This is a genomic window from Thalassotalea sp. LPB0316 (genome assembly GCF_014898095.1).
Lineage (GTDB): Bacteria > Pseudomonadota > Gammaproteobacteria > Enterobacterales > Alteromonadaceae > Thalassotalea_G.
In genome coordinates, this window is record NZ_CP062946.1 from 2,739,355 (window position 1) to 2,758,953 (window position 19,599).

The following is a 19,599-nucleotide window of genomic DNA, read 5'->3' on the forward strand; positions in this document are numbered from 1 at the left end:
AATATCCGAAATTCAATGAAAGAAAACTTAAAGTGCTTTTTAAGCTAAAGTTACTGTAACCTTAAAACTCTTACTGCCGCGTAATACGTCGAGCTCAACATTATCACCAGTTTGATATTGATCTAACTCAGATAATAACGCTTTGACCGAATCGGTTCGCTTGCCATTAATTGCTTGAATAACATCGCCTAAGGTAATACCAAAACTAGTAACTCGCGCGCTCTGAAGTTGCGCCTGCTCAGCGGGTGAATTATTAACAATTTCTAATATCGCAACACCACTTATGCCTAATTGTTGGGTAATTTGCTGATTAATATCATGATCGAATGATATCCCTAATGACGGTCTGGTGTAATGGCCAAACTTAATCAGTTGCGGAACGACCCGATTAACCGTATCAACTGGCACGGCAAAACCGATACCAGCGTAAGCGCCAGAGGGGCTAAATATTGCGGTATTTATACCGATCAAACGCCCTGCACTATCAAGGAGCGGCCCACCAGAATTGCCAGGGTTTATTGCGGCATCGGTTTGAATGAGATTATTAATAATAAGCTCAGAGTCGCCTGATAAAGCTCGGTTGAGGGCTGATACTATACCACTGGTTAAGGTGTAATCTAGGCCAAACGGATTACCGATGGCAAATACTGACTGGCCAACTTGTAAATCATCACTAGTCCCTACAGGTACAGCAGGAGGCAAGTCAAATTGCACATCTATTTTTAATACCGCTAAGTCGTGATTTGGGCTTGCACCAATGAGTTTAGCAGCATAGCTACGACCATCGTTTAGCCGAATGCTGGCTTCATTGGCACCTTTAATGACGTGGTAGTTAGTAACAACATGGCCAAATTGATCCCAAATAAAGCCTGAACCGGTGCCTCGTGGTACTTTGCGAACATCACGTGACCAATAGCTGCGAACAAGATTACTCGTTGATATATAGACTACGGAAGGGCTTGCTTGCTTAAAAATATTAATCGTAGAATATTCTGAATCGGCTAACTCACCACGAGCACTAACCACTCTTGGTTCAGCGCGCATTTTCAAGAGATGAGTTTCAATTACCGGCATCAATAATGTGAGCAAATACAAGGTGACAACTAGCCACAATACAAGCCGAAGCCATTTTACCAGTATCAGTTTATTGTCCATATTAATGCCTTTATTAACTCATGTCTTAGCCAGTTTCTGCTTCGAGTTGCTGTTTTATTTTCGCAAGTGCCTGCGCTTCTATTTGCCGAATACGCTCTTGAGAAACACCATATTTTTCAGCAAAGTGTTTATGGGTTAACTTTTCGGATCTTAACCAGCGGTTCTCAATAATATCTTTAGCTCGTTCATCTAACATCCGTATACAGGCTTTGACTTTGTTCAACGTTTTTTCGGTGTAGTCCTGCTCAATAACACCTTGCGTAAACGACTCACGTTGATCAGCAAGCCAATCGTCAGTTAATAAAGTGCGGTCATCAACATCTCTAGTACGCTGATTAATTGATAAATCTGGTTGACTAAACTGAGCTTCTATATCGGTAATATCGGGTTGAGAAACATTTAATTGCTCAGCCAACACTTGCTTTTCTTGATACGAAAGCCACTGATTACTTGCTTTTAATTTTCGCAAATTAAAAAATAGTTTTCGCTTCGCTTTTGTCGTTACCGCCTTAACCAAACGCCAATTTTTAATCACATATTCTTGAATTTCTGATTTGATGTAATGCACAGCAAAACTGGCCAAGCGAACACCACAATCAAGCTTAAATTTTTTTACCGATTTCATTAGGCCAACTGTACCTTCTTGAACAATTTCTTCCATTGGCAAGCCATAACCTTTGTAACGCTGAGCTATATAAACAACAAACCGTAAGTGAGATAACACAATTTGCTGAGCGGCACTCAAGTTATCATGTTGCTGATAACTCAAAAACAAGTCTTTTTCTTGCTGCTCGGTTAACAAAGGCAAACTACTGACATAACGCATATAAGCCTCAAAACTATTAGCGCTATTTGCTGCTATCGGTAGCTGAATTTGCATCGTTAGCTCTCCTTTGCTTGTCCACTCGTTGCCAACACATACCACAAAAATTTTGAATTAAATTGTTGATGGCCGGGCATAAGTTTAGCGATATCTTGTGCAAGTTTTCGTTGATATTGCGAGCTAATTGGTCGATTGCTCTTGTTCAACTGCTTGGTATTTACTTCGCTGATCTGTTGGCTGTTTATCGGTTTGGTGGCTTTAGCCTCTTTTACTGTCGCAAATACCGACAGCCCGATGGCAAGTGCAATCACCAAAGAGATCACTAAGATTTTAATTAGAGGTTTATAAATTGAAGTCATGATATATCCTCGCTGTAAGCAATATAAAATAATTTCAATACGTGCTATTTCGCTAGATGATTAATAAGAGCAAGCCGCACAAGGCGACTTGCGCTAATTATTGAAGATGAATAATTACTCTGTGACCTTTTCTAATTCTGTTTCCTCCTCTTGTTGCGGTGAAATGAAGTTGTCTAATGAAATTTTCGTGATCTGTTCATACTTGTATTGAGGTAGTCTAAACCATTGTCCTGTGTCCTCGCGCTGAACATAATAGTTATCTTCATCTTTACTAAAGGCAAAGACGTATTGTTGGTTAGTGTCATCAACAACGGTCAAGGTATCTGTCGGTGTTAAATCGGTTGTTGCCAACCCTGAGACCGTTAAACTCGTGAGTTGATTCACAAAATCTTCTATTGCTTGCGAGTCGATTTGTTGTTGCTCATTCAAAATAGATGACCCGGCTAATTGCCATTGTTCGTCAACTTTCGACACGCTAACGAGCGAATGCTCAATAGTGCTTATACTATCAATGGCTAATTGATGCTTATCTAGCCAATCATCGGCATCGACCGTTACCTGATATCCGGCAAATTTTATATTGTAGATCTCGTCATGATCTTGATTTCTCACATAGAGCTGTTTAAAGCTAGGTGAATCGCCAAATAAAACTACCGATTGCTCGCCTTGACTATTCGTAAAAGTGAGTCGTTTATCAAAACTATCATCAGCTAGATTAAAGCGTTGGTGACTGGTTGCACTGCGGGCGATTGGCCACGCAAGCTTAGTGGCTAATAGCTCCTGTGTGACAAGAGCTACTTTACTTTGATCTAACTTTACCTTTGGATAACCTTGCAAAAACCAACCACTTTCAGCACGTTCAAGCGTTAAGCTTTGCTCACCATCGGTAATTTCAAGTTGTTGAAGCTGGCTGTCGCTATTGGCAATTAGCTGCAGGCTGCTTTTATCTTTAAAATCGCCAGTATCCTGAATGTAGATAAGGCCGGCGATAGCAAGTTGGCAGAGCAAAAGTGCGACTAACGCTGTAATATTTCGTTCCATTTTACCCTCCTACTGAGTTAACCAAGTTAAGTAACGACGCTGTTGACTCTTTCGACGTTGACGAAGCCAAAACGCTATAGTCAGTAGTAAACTAAATGACAGTAAATAGTTACCATACTCCCAGAGTAGTTGCTGATTCTGCTCCATTGGTGGTAACGTGCGATTAAAGTTACTGCGCGAACGAATACTCATTAATGCCGTGTCTTCAAGCGACCAATCAATCGTGTTGACCACGAGTTGTAAACTGTTGAGATAATCTGTTTGTGATAACCCTGCAGTTAGCCTTAAGACCTGATCTTGCAAAAAGTCATTAGCACTAAACAAAATAATACGAGCACTTTGTGGCGCGCGTTTAATAACACTGCCAACATCCACCGACTCGTTTTCTGTCTTTTGCTCAGCTTCTTCTGCACCGTTATCCGCCGCTAGCAGTGGGGATTCTTGATCAGCAAAATACGAAGTAAACCTGCCTTGAGCAATCACCCCCAATAAATGCTGTGCAGTGTCACCTTGTGCCGAATAACTAGTATTACCGAGCTGATCAACTTTCGGCATAATATCAAGTGACGTTGATGTCCACGCCTGCGCTGAACTTTTGATCAATGGTGTAAATGCAATGGCTGTTGCATCCTTGTCGACTTTAATAGGTGACGCCCATGGCATAGTCAGTTGCGGTAATTGCGAAGTCACAAGATGCTCTTGATTTAACCCTTGGCGAATATCAGCAAAATACGGATAATCGAGCATGCGCATTTCTTGTAATTGGAAACCGCCTACGTTGCGAGTTACCGGCAGTGGAAATGCCGCATTACTCGGATCCATAACCAAGGTATTTTCAATGGTTAAGCCATGATGTTTTAACCACGCTTCAAGGCCGCTTGAATGGTTAGACATTGATAGATTTCTCGCCATTAAGTTAACCTTGTATGGCGATGTTGCTGCGATCACTGTGCCACCTTTCATTAAAAACTGATCGACAGCAAAGAGTTGCTTTTCATTGAGTGAGCTTGGTGCTACCAATAACAAAATATCAGCTTCACCTGTAACGCTGCCATCGGTTAAGTCTTCATTGATCACATTCAGCTCAGCCTCTAGCATCCGTTCAAGTTGAGAAAAGCTCGTTGAAGGCATGCTATAAGATGCAGTGCTAGGCTTGACAACCGCAACGGTTTTTGTGAACCCTGAGGCAAACCGTTTGATTGCCGCTTCAACATTGCGACTAAAGCTATCAGCAGTAAAGTCGTCGAGCGGGATTTGAATCACTTGCTCCGGTGTTGATAATGTTAAATAAAAATAGAATTGCTCGTTGGCAAGTAAACTTGTCGCCATGGGTTGAAAGCCAAATTCATCGGCTATTTGTTGGGCAACTTGACCCTGATTGGCTTCTGGCTCAATAAAGTTAACAAATAGCATACCATTGGCTTGCTGCGTTAATTGGCTTAACTTTTCCTCAATATCTGCTCTAAATTCGCTGAGCACTGGCGGTAGCTTATCTGAAGCGGAAACATAACCGGTAAACGTTAACGATTGTTTGACGGTATCGAACAGGTTTCCTGCACTTTGGTAATCTCGCAACACTGTTTTAATCGCACGAGTGATGTCGTGTTCAGGATTGCGCAATAGTACTTCGATGTTTGACGGCGAGTGGTTGTTGACTTCGATCAAGTCGCTAAAGCCAAGGGTTTGATATTCGTCGCCATATTGCACTAATAGGTTGAAATAAGAGCTAACAATAGAAGACTGGTAGCGATCTGCAACTTGAAACGGCACAGGGCTAATGCCAAATTGGTTGTTGGCCTGCTCTTCAAGCTCCGGTGATTGTTGTGGATCGACGATTTCAACGCGAATTCTACCATTACCGGCAACTTCATACTCGTTGAGCAAATCTTGAACTTGCGGAACTAACGGCGAAAGCAAAGGATGCGTTTTTTGACTGAAATAACCTCTGATCAATAGCGGCTCTTGCAACTGCTCGATATAAAACTTGGTGGCATCAGAAATCGAATACTGCTTACCTGCCGTTGTATCTATCCGTAAACTTGACAGTTGCCCCAACCATAAATTTGCGGTCAGAAGATTGACGCAAAGTAATGCGGTGATCAACTGCCATTGCTTGTGATAGCGAACTTTTTTACTTGCTTTGTCTGCCGACTTAGCCCAGCGTTCTTGCTCTAAAAAGTAGGTATTCAGTGCCAAGAAAACTAACGTAAGTGACAAGTAGTAATATAAGTCTCGCGCATCGATTACGCCACGGGTAATGTCTTCAAAGCGTGCGCCAGTGCCCAGTTGGCGCAAAAGCTCTGCACCTTGGTGGCCAAACATATCGGTGATAACAGGTGTACCAATAACGAAAAATATGCCGGAAATAAAACTTGCACTAATTAGGCTGACAATTTGGTTATGGCTTTTAGCAGAAACAGCAAGGCCGATGGCAAGATAGGCACTACCTAGCAATAAAACCGCAAGGTAACCCGAAATAACCGGCCCCCAATCGAGCTCGCCAATAAAGCTTACTGTAATAGGCAATGCGAGCGTAATCAGTAATGCGACACTCAACAGCACTAAACAGCCAAAAAATTTGCCGACAACAAAGTGCCATAAGGGTACCGATGAGGTATGAACATATTCGACTGTGCCACTTCGTCGCTCTTCACTCCAGAGCTTCATTGTTAATGTCGCACAGAGAAATATCAAAAGTACAGGCATCCATTCAAACATCGGTCGCACATCTGCGATATTTCTGGCAAAAAATGCTTCGCCCCAAAAAAAGATGAACAAGGTGATAGCGACAAATGCGCCAATAAATAAATAGGCGATCGGTGATGCAAAAAATAAGCTCACTTCTTTTTTAGCGATACGAAAGATATTAAACAAGGCGGAAGATTTAAGCGGCATCTTGCACCTCCTTATGAGTTACTTCTTGGCTTGGCTCTTGGTTATTTATTTGATTAAAAACACTTTCTAAATCACGTTTTCGTGGCACTAAGCTATATAGCTGTTTACCGTGATTGACAATTAACCGACTAATTTCACTACTTATTTCCCGAATACGGCTAGCTTGTTCTAGTTCAACGAGTAACTTTTGTGAATCTATTGGAGCAACAAATTCGACACCAATGAGCGCCTCGATAAGATCTAACTGTTCAAAGTCGGTTTCAACTAATACGTGCTTTGTATCCTGTAAGTTAGCCATTGTTTCATCGAGTAATAGTTGACCATTTTTTAAGATCAGTACGCGATCACACAAGGCGTCTACTTCTTGCATAATGTGGGTTGATAAAATAACAGTTGCTTGGCTAGCAATACTCTTGATCAATTCACGCATTTGTTGGGTTTGTTCCGGATCAAGGCCATTGGTAGGCTCGTCTAAGATAAGCAGTTTAGGCTGGCCCAAAATTGCCTGAGCAACACCAACTCTTTGTTTATAACCCCGCGATAAAGTTTCAATCGGCGCAAGTAGTTTAGCCGACAGATCTGTAGCTTGAATAACTCGCTTAATTTCTGAGTGTTTGTACTCGCCTTTCAAGCCTTTAAGATCTGCCGCATAGTCGAGGTATTCAGCAATGGTCATTTCCGGATAAACAGGTAAGTTCTCCGGTAAATAGCCCAATTGTTGCTGTAATTTTTTGGGCTCGTTAGTTATCGAAATACCATCGAGTGTCACTTCGCCTTGTTCAGCTTCGAGAAAGCCGCTAATAATTTTCATTATGCTAGTCTTTCCCGCGCCATTGTGACCTAACAGACCTATAATTTCTCCTTGTTGGATAGAAAAGCTCACATTGTTAACAGCAACAAAGTCGCCATAACTGCGAGTCAACTTGCTTACATGAAGCATACCAGTCTCCAATTATTATTTAATTATTGTTGTATAAAATGCTAATCGGGCTTTGCCCTCACCGATGTTTCGTGATCTAAGCTATCGCAAAGTACATTGTTCAAAACCTCTAATATTTCGTTGTCTTAAAACCAATATAAATACGGCTATATTCCGGTATGAGTAAACTAAATGCGTAGTTGTGCTCAGCAAACACTTGATCCTTCACTCGCGACACAATGAACGAAAGATGAAGAGTTCAAGGGAGCAAAGCTCCCTTGAATGATTACGCCGCCTTTTCTGTTTTGTTGGAGCGCTGTGCTTGACTTTTGTCTTCTATCGCCTGTGCTTTTTGATTTATTGCAATCGACTTAGGTTTCATCGACTCAGGGATTTCTTTCACTAAATCAATCGTCAATAAGCCATTAGCTAAATCGGCGTTTGTCACCTCGACATAGTCTGCAAGATTAAACTTGCGCTCAAACGTTCGATTGGCGATACCGTGATACAAATATTTACCGTCATCCTTAGTCGACTTGTTACCACGGATTGTTAATACGCCTTTTTCTACTTGAATATCGAGCTCATCTTGTGAAAAACCAGCAACAGCTAATGTGATTGCATAGCGGTTATCTTCAATCACCTCGATATTATAAGGGGGGTAACCGCTTGGCGTAGTATCAGAAGTAAGCGCGCTGTCTAACAGCGATGCTAGGCGGTCAAAACCGATACTACTGCGGTATAGGGGGGTTAAATCAACTGAGTTCATCATATATCCTCCGCTTGAAGCAACATAGAATAAAAACAATTAAGGTGGCTAAATTTCTCATCGAGACCATCTAGCCACACTGATTTAAATAGGGTTTACCAAAGTAAAAACAAGTTAATTTGTTATAAAATATTTAACTATTAAAGTTCGGTTTATATTTCATTTAGCAATAATACTTCGTTGTGATCTCTGCTATTCGCAAGGAAACCTTTGCTGTAAGTACTCACCGAGCTCTTTGGTTAAATCTTGACTTGGTAGTGCCTGTTCTAGTTGATCTGCTATCTCATCACTATCGACATTATCAGGCAAACAAGCAGGCGATGCTTTGAGCGAGCTAACCCGTGCACTATTGACTCGGCTCGCGTAAACTCTGGTAGCAAAGTCACTTTCGTAGTCGGGTTGTTTGGCTATATATTTTTGCTTACTAGCAATATAGCCTTCAACAAGTCCTGAAATATATGCCTGACAGGTTGCGGAACTACTGTCTTGCTCACAATTAGCTCTTATATCTTGGCTATTGGCCACTGAGAAAAACAGTAATGCACTAACCAATACTATTACGCGTTTCATAACTTACCTCCTGCTCTCTAGGTTGTGATAGTTTGATCATCCACCCACCCCATAAGGCAGCGAATATTGAAGCAATTAACACACCTAGTTTGACTTGGTTGAAATATCCAGTACCTGAGCCTTCAAAAGCTAACGAGCCAATGAACAAACTCATTGTAAAGCCAATACCGCATAGCACAGATACACCATAAAATTGTTGCCAGTTAGCCCCTTCAGGTAATTTGGCAAAGCCTAGCTTGATGGCTAACCAACAAGCACCGAAAATACCCAATTGTTTACCAACAAATAAACCTGCTATTACACCTAAGGTAACTGGATGTAATAGATCGGCAAATTCAAGCCCAGCTAGCGAAACGCCAGCGTTGGCAAAGGCAAACAAAGGTAAAATACAAAATGCCACCCACGGCTGCACATTGTGCTCTAGATTGAGTAACATTGGGTTACCGTCTTCGTTTTTAACCTTAAGAGGAATAAATAAAGCTAATGCAAAACCAGCGAGTGTGGCATGTACTCCTGACTTTAATACTGCAGCCCAAACGACAACGCCAACTAATAAATAAGCCGCTTGGTATCTAACATTACAGCGATTTAACACAAACAATACAACCAATCCAATGGCCGCAACGGTTAATGACAACGTTGATAAATCTTGGGAGTAAAATAGTGCGATGATCACAATCGCGCCGATATCATCAAAAATCGCCACCGATAATAGAAACAACTTCAACGATAAAGGTACGTGCTTAGCAAATAAGCTAAACACACCGAGGGCAAAAGCAATATCAGTTGCCGATGGCACCGCCCAGCCGATAATCGCCTCAGGATTTCCCCAGTTAAACCAAACATAAAACAACGCTGGGAAAACAATACCGGCTATAGCGCCGATAGCGGGCAAAATAATTTGCTCAATAGATGATAAGTGGCCTTCAATGATTTCTCGTTTGACCTCAAGACCAACAAGAAAAAAGAAAATAGCCATTAGACCATCATTAACCCACAGTAACAGTGGCTTAGCTATTTCAAAACTACCAAACTTAATCGCCACAGGTAGGGCTAAAAAGTCATTATAGATATCACTCAAGCCAGAATTAGCAACTAACATAGCCATACTCGCTGCTAACACCAATAATAAGCCGCCAAGCGTATCGTGTTGGATCATTTGTCTAAAATGTTCTTTAGTCATCACCTTCCACCTTTAAATTAGTCACCAATGGTTCAATATAAATAAACTAAAATTCATTTAAAATTCGAATTATACTTATCGTATACTCGAAAAAACCTGATAATAAATCTTACGAGCGAAGGTTTTATGAAACAGTTAAACTACAATCACCTGTATTATTTTTACTTGATAGCCAAAGAAGGCAGCATTGCTAATGCCTGTAAAATACTGCATTTAACGCCGCAAACAGTAAGTGGACAACTTGCCACTTTAGAAGACTATTTAGGGATTCAACTATTCACCCGTATTGGAAAGAAGCTGATACTCAACGAACACGGGAAATTGGTGTTAGCTTATGCGGAAGACATTTTTAGCTTAGGTCATGAGTTACTGCAAAATCTTGAGCCAAGTACGCTGAATCAAAAACTAACGTTTACCGTTGGCATCACTGATGTTATCCCTAAAGTATTTAGTTACGAATTTTTAAAACCCGTTCTCGATGGCGACATACCCATTAAACTGGTATGTCGCGAAGGGGAACTTGACTATTTACTCGCGCAATTAGCGCTCAACAAGCTAGATGTAATATTATCAGACTGCCCTATTCCTCCCGGTAGAAAAATCAAAGCCTACAACCACAAAACTATTGAGAGTGGCCTAACCTTTTATATTGCTAAGAATAAAGTGGCAACGTTAGAAGGTGGCTTTCCGGCGTGCTTAAATCAGCAAAAACTGTTGATCCCTGGCGAGCAATCATCTATGCGCATCAGTGTTATCTCTTGGTTGAAAGATAATAATCTAAAACCTAACATTGTCGCAGAATTTGACGATAGCGCGCTAACCAAATTATTCGGTCAAGCCGGCTATGGTATATTTTGTACGCCAACGATTGTCGAGCGCCACGTATTGGAAACTTATCAAGTAGAAGTTGTAGGCAGAACAGAAGAAATAAAAGAGCAGCTATACTTGATTACCTCGGAACGAAAATTCAAGCATCCAGCACTCGTTGCGATTAGCGAATACAGTAAAGTGTTTAATCAATAATAGCTAAAACAGCTCCTGACAGTTTAGAGAACCTAAAAGTAAAAAGCCTAACTCTTTCGAGTTGGGCTTTTCGATAATATGGCGGTGCTTATTTGGAATAAGCGGATTTACAAAATACATCCATGTATTTTGCCCTTTGGGCTAGCTATCGCTATTCGAAATTGTTCCAGACAATTTTGTGAACCCTCTCAAGGGTTCAATACTTTTCAAACCAATAAAAACAATAAAGCCCCGCAATTGCGAGACTTTATTGTTTGTATATGGCGGTGCCAATAAGGAATTGAAGGATTTGAACCCTAAAAGCAAAAAACCGACTCCTTCGAATCGGTTTTTCTTTAAAAATGGCGGTGAGATAGGGATTTACAAAATACATCCATGTATTTTGCCCTTTGGGCTAGCTATCGCTATTCGAAATTGTTCCAGACAATTTTGTGAACCCTCTCAAGGGTTCAATACTTTTCAAACCAATAAAAACAATAAAGCCCCGCAATTGCGAGGCTTTATTGTTTGTATATGGCGGTGAGATAGGGATTTGAACCCTAGATACGCTACAAACGTATGCCGGTTTTCAAGACCGGTGCTTTCGACCACTCAGCCATCTCACCAATTGTTTATAGGTTGCCCTAAAACGGTGAGCATAGTAATGAGAGCGACTCGCTTTGTAAAGTAAAATTTGTCGCAAAAATGATTTTTATGACTGATTGATGATAAAACACACAGTTTTACATAAATTCTACTGTTTTAATTACAAAAACTGGCTAAAGTCATAAGAGTAATATGATAGTTTAAAGTAAATATCATTAAACCTCATAGTTTATAGGTGACCAAAAGTGAAACGATTAAAAATCAAAAAATATCAGCTACTAAGCGCTATTATCCTGAGTGTTGCACCATTTCATTTATTAGCCGAGCAACCTAAGCTAGTTTTACAAATTACCGTTGATCAGTTGCGTGCTGATCTGCCGTCTCGCTACATGAAAAACATGGGTGAAAAAGGCTTTAAATATTTATACAAAAACGGCGCCGTATACCACAATGCGTTTCATCCTCACGCGAATACTGAAACCATCGTTGGCCACGCTACTCTCGCTACAGGTGCGACACCTGCGGTTCACGGTATGATAGGTAACACATGGTTCGACCGAAATGAGCAACGTTTAGTTTATAATATTGAAGATCCTAACTACGTGTTGTTGTCGAAAAATGCCGATGTTAACAAAGCCACTGAAATAGACCCGACACAAAAAGCAGCAAGAAGCTCAGGTCGTTCGCCCAGCAACATGCTGGTATCAACCTTCAGTGATGAGTTATTGGCTTATACCAGTAACCAAGCAAAAGTCTTTGCGGTTTCCGTAAAAGACCGTGGCGCAGTTTCTATGGCAGGACATAAAGGCAAAGCGTTTTGGTTTTCAAAAAAATCAGGCCAGTTTGTCACCAGTAATTATTATTATGACCAATACCCTACTTGGGTCAATGAGTGGAATGACCAAAACCACTTTTTACGCTATCAAGATGCGAACTGGTCGTTAATGTACGATGAGTCTCGCTATTTGTTTAATGGTAAAGACGATCAAGCTGGTGAAATCAACTTCCCAGGCTTTGGCAATACCTTCCCTCATGCCTATGGCAATACGAAAAACAAATATTTCACGACGTTTTTAACGCTAAGCCCTGCTGGTGATGAATTAACAGCTGACTTTGCTAAGCAGCTTATCGCTAGTGAAAAACTTGGTCAGGACAAAGTAACCGATTATTTATCAGTAAGTTTTTCTTCAACCGATTACATTGGTCATATGTTTGGCGCATCTAGCTTAGAAATGGAAGATAACCTGTTACGCCTTGATAGAACCATTGCCAGTTTACTCGATTATATCGACAACAAAGTAGGCCTGCGCAACACGCTTATTGTTTTATCGTCTGATCACGGCGGTCCTGACTCTGTCGAGTACGCAAAAGAACAAGGCTTGAATGCACAGGCTATTAAACCTAAAACATGGCAATTAGAGACATTATCTGATCAGCTAATGAAGGCTTACAAAACCGACAAACCATTAATTCTGAGCTTTCAAGCACCTTATATTTATTTAGATCACGAGGTAATTAAGCAACATAAATTAGATAAAGGTCAGGTTGAACAGACAATCGTCGAATACTTTAAACAATTCCCAGAAATTGCTAGTGCAGTGAGTAGTGTTGCGATTGAACAAGGTAAATTGCAGCCAACACAGGAAATGATGGCAGTGGCTAACAACCACAATGCAGCTCGCTCAGGTGATATTTATTTGGTATTTAGCCCGCATTCATTTATAAATGATATGGAAGGCTTACATGTTGCTGTTCATCACGGTTCACCGTGGCGCTACGACCAACACGTACCAATCGTCTTCGCCGGCCATAATGTAAAGCCACACAGAGTATATGACCAAGTTTCGACTACAGATATTGCACCGACCTTATCAGCCTACATTGGCGCGCTTTCACCTTCAGGGGCGAATGGTAAAGTGCTAACGCAGGTAGTTGAAAAACAACCTTAATTATCGCTAATTGCACAGACTAAAAAGCTCCTTTATTAGGAGCTTTTTTTATGACGCTATGAGGATTTACTATTGAAGTGATGTGCACATAAAAGTGAGACAGGTCATTTAACCCCTTTTTGTCCAATGGCGGAGATCGGTAAAAGTTAATTAAATGCTTCCGTTATTGCGGTGAAAACCGCAACCTCCTGAACACACAGCGAGCGCATAAGAGATTACCGCCTTCGCGGCAATGACGATAGCGATTAGAGATTACCGCCTCGATAATTGCTCCCTGCATTATTCTAATTACCTACATCCATGTTGACATACGCGGCAATGACGGTAGCGTTTGGAGATTACCGCCTCGATAATTGCTCCCTGCATTATTCTAATTACTTACATCCATATAGGCATTCGCGGTAATGATATTACGAGTCATACCCGAGTCGTCGGGTATCTTTGTTATGCTACAAGAGGAGATTACCGCCTACGCGGCAATGACGATAGCGATTGGAGATTACCGCCTCGATAATTGCTCCCTGCATTATTCTAATTACCTACATCCATGTTGACATACGCGGCAATGACGGTAGCGTTTGGAGATTACCGCCTCGATAATTGCTCCCTGCATTATTCTAATTACCTACATCCATGTTGACATACGCGGCAATGACGATAGCGATTAGAGATTACCGCCTCGATAATTGCCCCCTGCATTATTCTAATTACCTACATCCATGTTGACATACGCGGCAATGACGTTGTGCCGTTTACAGGTATAGTTTTAATGTCAATACTTAATGCCGTGGTTCGCTGTAAGAGTAATTGGTCGATGCAACGCTATCCTCAAACAGGGGGAGCATTGCATCGAAACACAGTAAACGGTTACCAAGCGCACATCACCGACAATAGTATCATTGCGTGATTAAAGTCTCTCTAGCAACTGTCTGATAAGTAAATTAATCTTTTGGGTTCATCGATAAATCAACACGCTGGGTTGATTTACCAGCAACTCGTTTAGTTTTTAGTACGTATTTCAACGCTGATGTCAATTTAACTGGCTGTTTACCCTGTTCAGCAAAAACCGAGTCAAAACAACCATTTAATGACGTATTACTGTCAATTTTTTCCGCTCTTAAAAGGTTAACCTTATCAGCTCCACTAAACCAGTCTAGGTAAACATATGCCCATTTGATAAACCGACGCGCGTTTTTATCGTGACTTGCTTGAGCTAATTGGCCTTTAACTTTACTCGCCTGGTAACGCGGTTTGACTCGCTTGATACTCAGCTTCTTCCAGGCGTATATAAGTACAATAAAAATAAGTAAACCGACAACTAATTCCTGCCAATAATTAGCCATTTGTTTAGCTAACTTTATTAATTTCTCTTTTGGAGATAGTTGACCTAGCTCAACGACTTGCGCCTCTATCGTAATATACTCAACGGTTTGACTTTCAGTGTTATACCAAGTGAACTCGACACTTGGAATAACCACTTCACCACTTTCCTCGACAACATAATCAATTTTTTGAATACGTTTAGCTAGCTTATTACCGCGAGTGTTGTCATCAAGTAATTGAGGCGGCTTAACATAATGAGCAAGCCCCTTAATTGGCGGATGATTTATCTCTGGTAGCATCATTGCGAGTAAACCATCAGCTTCGATAGTAATCGTTCTTTCAATCGAAAAACCCGGTTTTAACACGTCAAATGACTTATCCCACTGTTCAGATACCTTAAACGATTTTGCTGGCCACCACGTATCAACAAAGGCTAATTCAGCTGGCACAGAAACTTCAAAATTCAAGGGCTTCGAGTAAACTTCGCCTGATACATCGCCTACTCCGGGTACAAATACCTTCATATCGATTTTGATAGCAGGAATTTCAAAGCGACCACTCGTTTGAGGAAAAACAGAAAAACGCTTGTGCTGCATTACCCAAGTTTCGCCATTAATTCGCTGAGTTTCATTGCTACCGAAGGTATCTCGCTGAACGACAACGGCATTAGGGATCTCAGGTAAGGTAAAGCGATTGGCCCCTTTAAACCAAGTTTGTGTGGCGAATGTTAAAGTAACCGTTAACTCTTGACCGACAACAAGCTCACCTGACTCGACAAGCTTGATATCAACAGAGACTTTTTCTTGTTCAACGAGTTCTTCAAGTGTTGCTGCATGGAGGTGCAGCGTCATCGCCAATAAAAAAAGGGTCAACAATAAGCGTTGTAACATCACTGACTCCCCCTATTATTCACTTGAGCTTGGAACTTATTGGCCAGAAAAGCAGCGGGATCTTTTTGCACGTTTTTCATCCACATCTTATTTAGCGCCGCATCATTGAGAATTTCGTCAGCGCTATATTGTTTGACTTCCACCTGCTTACCCCGAACCTCTTCCTTACGCCCCTTAGACTTATGGAATTTATCATTTTCTGCTTCTTGCGAACTTTCAGACTGCTCTTCCATATCTTGTTGTTGAGATTCACTCATCAAATCTCTAGCCTCGATAATGACTCGAACCAGCTTAAGGTTGTTTTGCACCTCTGGCCAGTTGGGATATTCCTCGAGTAAATCCAAATACACTTCTTCAGCTTCCCAATAGCTTTCATTGTGGGCATACGAATTACCGAGGGCAAAACGCGCTTCTTTCGTTTTTAAACGAGAGAAGTATTGTGCTGCCAACTCCCATTCCTCGTTCATATAATAAGAGGTTGCTTTCCAATGAGTATTTTCAAATGCTCGCGCTGCTTTGCCATATTGGCCGGTGTAAAAATACCACTGCCCTTGTTGATTCGGTGTTACCCATTGTTCAATAAAGCTAGTTTCTTGCGCGTAAGAAGGTGTCGATGGCAACAAGACCAAAGCAAAGACAAAACTCGTCCACCGAATACTCCACCCCTTTCTAAACCACAGTAAATAAAACAGCATTGCAGGAAAAATGAGCCAATAGCCACCATCAATCCAAGGTGCGTGTTTTTCATCAGCGACAACGAAAAAGTTTTTCGTTTTACTCACTAGTGTGTCTACGTCTGTTTTATCGATGGTAATTTTTTGATAATAGCCACCGGTATCACTTGCTAAAGCAGTCAGTGAGCGCTCGTCTAACGTTGCATAACTCACGCCTTGAGCATCTTGCTCTTGCTGGGTAAGACCAACACCATAAACCAATAATTGATATGGGTATTTATCAAAAAACGCGGTAAACGCTTTTTGGTCAGTCTCAGTTAAGCCATCAGAAATAAGCAGAACCGTTGCCGGTGTTGTATCGTCAATCGGTACTTGCTCAATAATAGCAAGCGCATTATCGGCAAACTTGCCCTGCTTAGGCATAATTTCAGGTGTAACCCCCGACAAATAATTAATCAAAATATCTTTGTCATTGGTTAATGGCAATACAGTATGTGCGCTACCAGCATAAACAATGAGACTGGTGTAGCCACTGTCTCGTTGATTGAGTAAATCTTCGATTTTGTGTTTTGCTCGTTCAATGCGAGAAGGCTGAATATCTTCCGTTGCCATCGACTCGCTTGCATCAAGTACAACAAATAACACTGACGCATCTTCTAAAAATGGCGAAGGTTGGCGTTGCCAACTGGGTCCCATCATCACAACAATAATGGTGGCAAGTAAAACCCAAGCCATGAATTTGGGCGAAAACGTTTTATTGGCTTCTTTATTCGCGACCAACTGGTCATAAATATGAGGTGCAAACGCTTTATTTTGCTTATCTCGTTTATCTTGGCTTTGGCTGTTTTTCCATATTAAGTAACCAAGCACAATAAACAATAAGCCCCACCATGGGCGCAAAAAGTGAAACTGTTGAAAGAACTGATCTGGAAAAAGGGTTTCTAACATACTATCCAGCCACCTTTGACTTGTTTGTCATACTTAAATAAAAAATCATCAAGAGATTAAGCATTAATGCAATACCGATTAACACGTGATGCAAACTGCTTTTCGGTCGAAAGCTAATCGATGAAAACTCTTGCTGCTCAATATCGGCAATCGCCTGATAAGCATTGGCTAACTCTTGCGTATCGAGTGCTTGGAAGTAACCACCACCAGTTATTTCAGCCATGCGCTCAAGCGTCTCTGTATCGAGCTTTTGCTCGCCTACCGTTCTTGGGTCACCAATCGCGATGGTATAAATTTTCACACCATAGGTTTGCGCTATTTTAGCGGCATCTACTGGGGGCACTTTACTGCCTGAGTCATTGCCGTCAGTGAGTATAATTAACACCCTGTTATCGGTATCACTCTCTTCAAAATGCTTAATCGCCAAGCCAACAGCATCACCAATTACGGTGCTAGGTCCTGCCATCGCAATTTGCAACTCATTGAGTAACGTCAGCCAGGTTTTGTGATCTTCACTAAACGGCATTTGTAAATAGGCAGCCGAGCCAAAAATAATCAAACCTAAACGATCTTTCTCGCGTTGAGTCGCCAATTCTTGTAATACCGATTTAACCACAGTTAACCGGTCAACATTTTCGCCTGGCGATATTTCAAAATCTTGCGCACTCATTGATCCCGAAGCGTCAACCGCAACCATCAAATCACGGCCTGTTTTAGTTTGTTCGATTGGTTCACCTAGTAATTGTGGTTTTGCCGCCGCTAGCACCAATAAGCACCAAGTTGTTAGTAAAACAAAGCGCTGTAGTTTATTGGGCTTAACAACCTCGGCACCACTTTGCGGTTTTTCACCTGAGACATCGATGAGGTACTTAAAAAACGGTACCGTCACCATATGAGTTTGCTGTTTATACTCGGGTATAAATCGTACGAACCAAGGCAGTGGTAATAACAAGAGTAACCACGGGTATACAACTTCAAACATCCTTTTGCCCTCTCAATAACTTCAAGCTTGGCAACGTTATCGGCTTAACTAATGGTCTAACACCTGTATAAGGGTGAACAGTGAGCCAAGTGGTAATTTGACTAACAATTTGCTGCCACTTCGCAGCGTCAACTTCTTCGCTAGGTTTTTTATACAAATTAGCACTGAGTAAGTTGACCGTTTCGTCATCAAAGACCTCTTGGTTAGCTTGCTGGTTTAACAAATCAAACCATTGCCGGCCAGTTAATGAAGCAATTTGGTCGCGCTCAAAGACGTACAGTGATGTTCCTTTTAACAATTGCGCCATGTCACTAAGCCCCGCATGGCTCGGCGTATTTGCTGCGAGTAACATGAGTTGTTGTTTCGCTTGTTTGCGGTAGCGATTGTTTACTGCATAAATAGTTTGTTTGACTATGCGATAGACTAAGTAAGCCGTTAATAGGATAAAAACGTACTTCCAAGCAGGTGCCAGCGGGAGAATGGGCAATGGATCAGGTAAAGCTATTTCAGACATTCCCTGCAGCGCATAATTGCCAAACGGCATTTCAATAGGCACAGTTTCTTGACTCATTATGCCGCTCCTAGATACTGACGAATTTGCTTAGCGACATCGTCATGGGTATTAAAACTCAACATGGGAATATTGTGTTTGGCAAAGGTTTGCGAAATAGCTTTAATCGCAGCTCTTGTGTATGCGTTGTAATCATCGACTAGCGCTTGATTGGTTGCATCAATTTGCATTTGAAATTCACCGTCGCCGACGACCATGTCTTGTAATTTAGCAATGTCATGCTCAAGCGAGTCGGCTACGTAGTACACGATGATATCATTGTGCTCTGTAATTTTTGACAGGCTAGTCAACACCCTTGATTGGCGCTCATTGAAATCTGAAATCACAATAACAAGATAATCATGAGTAATGAGTTTTTCCGATTTAGCGAGTAACTCAGGCATAGAAAGTACTTGTTTTTTGCCACTACCTGTTGCCGTTAACCTTTGATTAAATTTAGCAAGTAGCGCCATATATTGCTGAATTTTAGCGCGACTTCGCGTCGGTGGGCATTCAACAAAATTTTCATCACCTAAAAAGATAAAGCCTATGCGATCACCGTCGTCAAGGGCCTTCCATGCGGTAAGCGCAGCGAGTTCCGCAGCAATAACCGACTTCATTTTCCACTGACTACCAAAAAACATACCTCTGCGCTGATCAACAATAATCATCACAGGACGGTCTTTTTCCTCGGCATAAATCCGAACATAAGGTTTGCGCATTCGATTGGTTACACGCCAATCCATCGAGCGAATATCATCGCCGGGGCGATAATCTCGCAGTTCGACAAAGTCTAAACCCCGACCACGTATGGTCGATCGTTTACGGCCCATTAAAACACTTTTCACTGGTTGTTTTGGTAAAAAACTAAAACCGTGTGCATGATGCTTAAGGCGCATCAAATGCTTTAATGAGGTATGAATTCTTTCATCTAGCGCTTGCTCTCTCATCATGAGCCTCG

General features: G+C 41.4%; 17 protein-coding genes and 1 tRNA gene. 3 read left to right on the forward strand and 15 right to left on the reverse strand.

Going from position 1 to position 19,599, the window contains the following annotated elements; translation table 11 throughout:
• Positions 1–39: 39 nt before the first annotated feature.
• From LP316_RS12315 to nhaA, 9 genes are all read right to left on the reverse strand, one after another.
• Positions 40–1,155: a S1C family serine protease gene (locus LP316_RS12315; protein ID WP_193021453.1), complete on the reverse strand. Its 1,116-nt coding sequence runs from the start codon at positions 1,153–1,155 to the stop codon at positions 40–42.
• Between the two features lie 25 nt (positions 1,156–1,180).
• Positions 1,181–2,035 carry an RNA polymerase factor sigma-32 gene (locus tag LP316_RS12320; RefSeq protein ID WP_193021454.1) on the reverse strand — a complete coding sequence of 285 codons (855 nt, stop codon included), beginning with the start codon at positions 2,033–2,035 and terminating at the stop codon, positions 1,181–1,183.
• Between the two features lie 2 nt (positions 2,036–2,037).
• A complete protein-coding gene (locus LP316_RS12325) occupies positions 2,038–2,337 on the reverse strand; it encodes a hypothetical protein (protein ID WP_193021455.1) in 300 nt (99 codons plus the stop codon).
• Between the two features lie 114 nt (positions 2,338–2,451).
• On the reverse strand, positions 2,452–3,378 hold the full coding sequence (locus LP316_RS12330) for a DUF4340 domain-containing protein (protein ID WP_193021456.1): 927 nt from the start codon (positions 3,376–3,378) through the stop codon (positions 2,452–2,454).
• A 9-nt stretch (positions 3,379–3,387) separates the two neighbouring features.
• Entirely contained in the window at positions 3,388–6,273 is a 2,886-nt protein-coding gene (locus tag LP316_RS12335) for a Gldg family protein (protein ID WP_193021457.1), read from the reverse strand.
• Positions 6,263–7,213, reverse strand: a complete 951-nt coding sequence (locus tag LP316_RS12340; protein WP_193021458.1) for an ABC transporter ATP-binding protein — start codon at positions 7,211–7,213, stop codon at positions 6,263–6,265. The genes LP316_RS12335 and LP316_RS12340 overlap by 11 nt, the downstream gene beginning before the upstream one ends.
• Before the next feature lie 265 nt (positions 7,214–7,478).
• Positions 7,479–7,961 carry an Hsp20 family protein gene (locus LP316_RS12345; RefSeq protein WP_193023896.1) on the reverse strand — a complete coding sequence of 161 codons (483 nt, stop codon included), beginning with the start codon at positions 7,959–7,961 and terminating at the stop codon, positions 7,479–7,481.
• Between the two features lie 192 nt (positions 7,962–8,153).
• Complete coding sequence (locus LP316_RS12350; RefSeq protein ID WP_193021459.1) at positions 8,154–8,531, reverse strand: hypothetical protein; 378 nt, start codon at positions 8,529–8,531, stop codon at positions 8,154–8,156.
• Entirely contained in the window at positions 8,506–9,714 is a 1,209-nt protein-coding gene (gene nhaA / locus LP316_RS12355) for a Na+/H+ antiporter NhaA (protein WP_193021460.1), read from the reverse strand. The genes LP316_RS12350 and nhaA overlap by 26 nt, the downstream gene beginning before the upstream one ends.
• A gap of 126 nt (positions 9,715–9,840) precedes the next feature.
• On the opposite strand from nhaA, the gene nhaR reads away from it, so the two are divergent.
• Positions 9,841–10,737, forward strand: coding sequence for a transcriptional activator NhaR (gene nhaR / locus LP316_RS12360; RefSeq protein WP_193021461.1), 897 nt, complete (start codon positions 9,841–9,843; stop codon positions 10,735–10,737).
• A 514-nt stretch (positions 10,738–11,251) separates the two neighbouring features.
• On the opposite strand, the gene LP316_RS12365 is transcribed toward nhaR, so the two are convergent.
• A tRNA-Ser gene (locus LP316_RS12365) sits at positions 11,252–11,342 on the reverse strand.
• A gap of 225 nt (positions 11,343–11,567) precedes the next feature.
• Between LP316_RS12365 and LP316_RS12370 the strand changes: the two genes are divergently transcribed.
• On the forward strand, positions 11,568–13,271 hold the full coding sequence (locus LP316_RS12370) for an alkaline phosphatase family protein (RefSeq protein ID WP_226960740.1): 1,704 nt from the start codon (positions 11,568–11,570) through the stop codon (positions 13,269–13,271).
• Between the two features lie 769 nt (positions 13,272–14,040).
• Positions 14,041–14,178, forward strand: a complete 138-nt coding sequence (locus LP316_RS12375; RefSeq protein WP_193021462.1) for a hypothetical protein — start codon at positions 14,041–14,043, stop codon at positions 14,176–14,178.
• A gap of 34 nt (positions 14,179–14,212) precedes the next feature.
• On the opposite strand, the gene LP316_RS12380 is transcribed toward LP316_RS12375, so the two are convergent.
• Genes LP316_RS12380 through LP316_RS12400 form a run of 5 tightly spaced genes read right to left on the reverse strand, consistent with a single transcriptional unit; the run spans position 14,213 to position 19,591 of the window.
• Complete coding sequence (locus LP316_RS12380) at positions 14,213–15,484, reverse strand: BatD family protein (protein WP_226960849.1); 1,272 nt, start codon at positions 15,482–15,484, stop codon at positions 14,213–14,215.
• Positions 15,484–17,106 carry a vWA domain-containing protein gene (locus tag LP316_RS12385; protein ID WP_193021464.1) on the reverse strand — a complete coding sequence of 541 codons (1,623 nt, stop codon included), beginning with the start codon at positions 17,104–17,106 and terminating at the stop codon, positions 15,484–15,486. The genes LP316_RS12380 and LP316_RS12385 overlap by 1 nt, the downstream gene beginning before the upstream one ends.
• A gap of 1 nt (position 17,107) precedes the next feature.
• Positions 17,108–18,088 (reverse strand): vWA domain-containing protein, encoded by a 981-nt coding sequence (locus LP316_RS12390; RefSeq protein ID WP_193021465.1) that lies wholly within the window; start codon positions 18,086–18,088, stop codon positions 17,108–17,110.
• Positions 18,081–18,659, reverse strand: coding sequence for a DUF4381 domain-containing protein (locus LP316_RS12395; protein ID WP_193021466.1), 579 nt, complete (start codon positions 18,657–18,659; stop codon positions 18,081–18,083). Before LP316_RS12395 ends, LP316_RS12390 begins: the two co-directional genes overlap by 8 nt.
• Positions 18,659–19,591, reverse strand: a complete 933-nt coding sequence (locus LP316_RS12400; RefSeq protein ID WP_193021467.1) for a DUF58 domain-containing protein — start codon at positions 19,589–19,591, stop codon at positions 18,659–18,661. The genes LP316_RS12395 and LP316_RS12400 overlap by 1 nt, the downstream gene beginning before the upstream one ends.
• Positions 19,592–19,599: the final 8 nt, after the last annotated feature.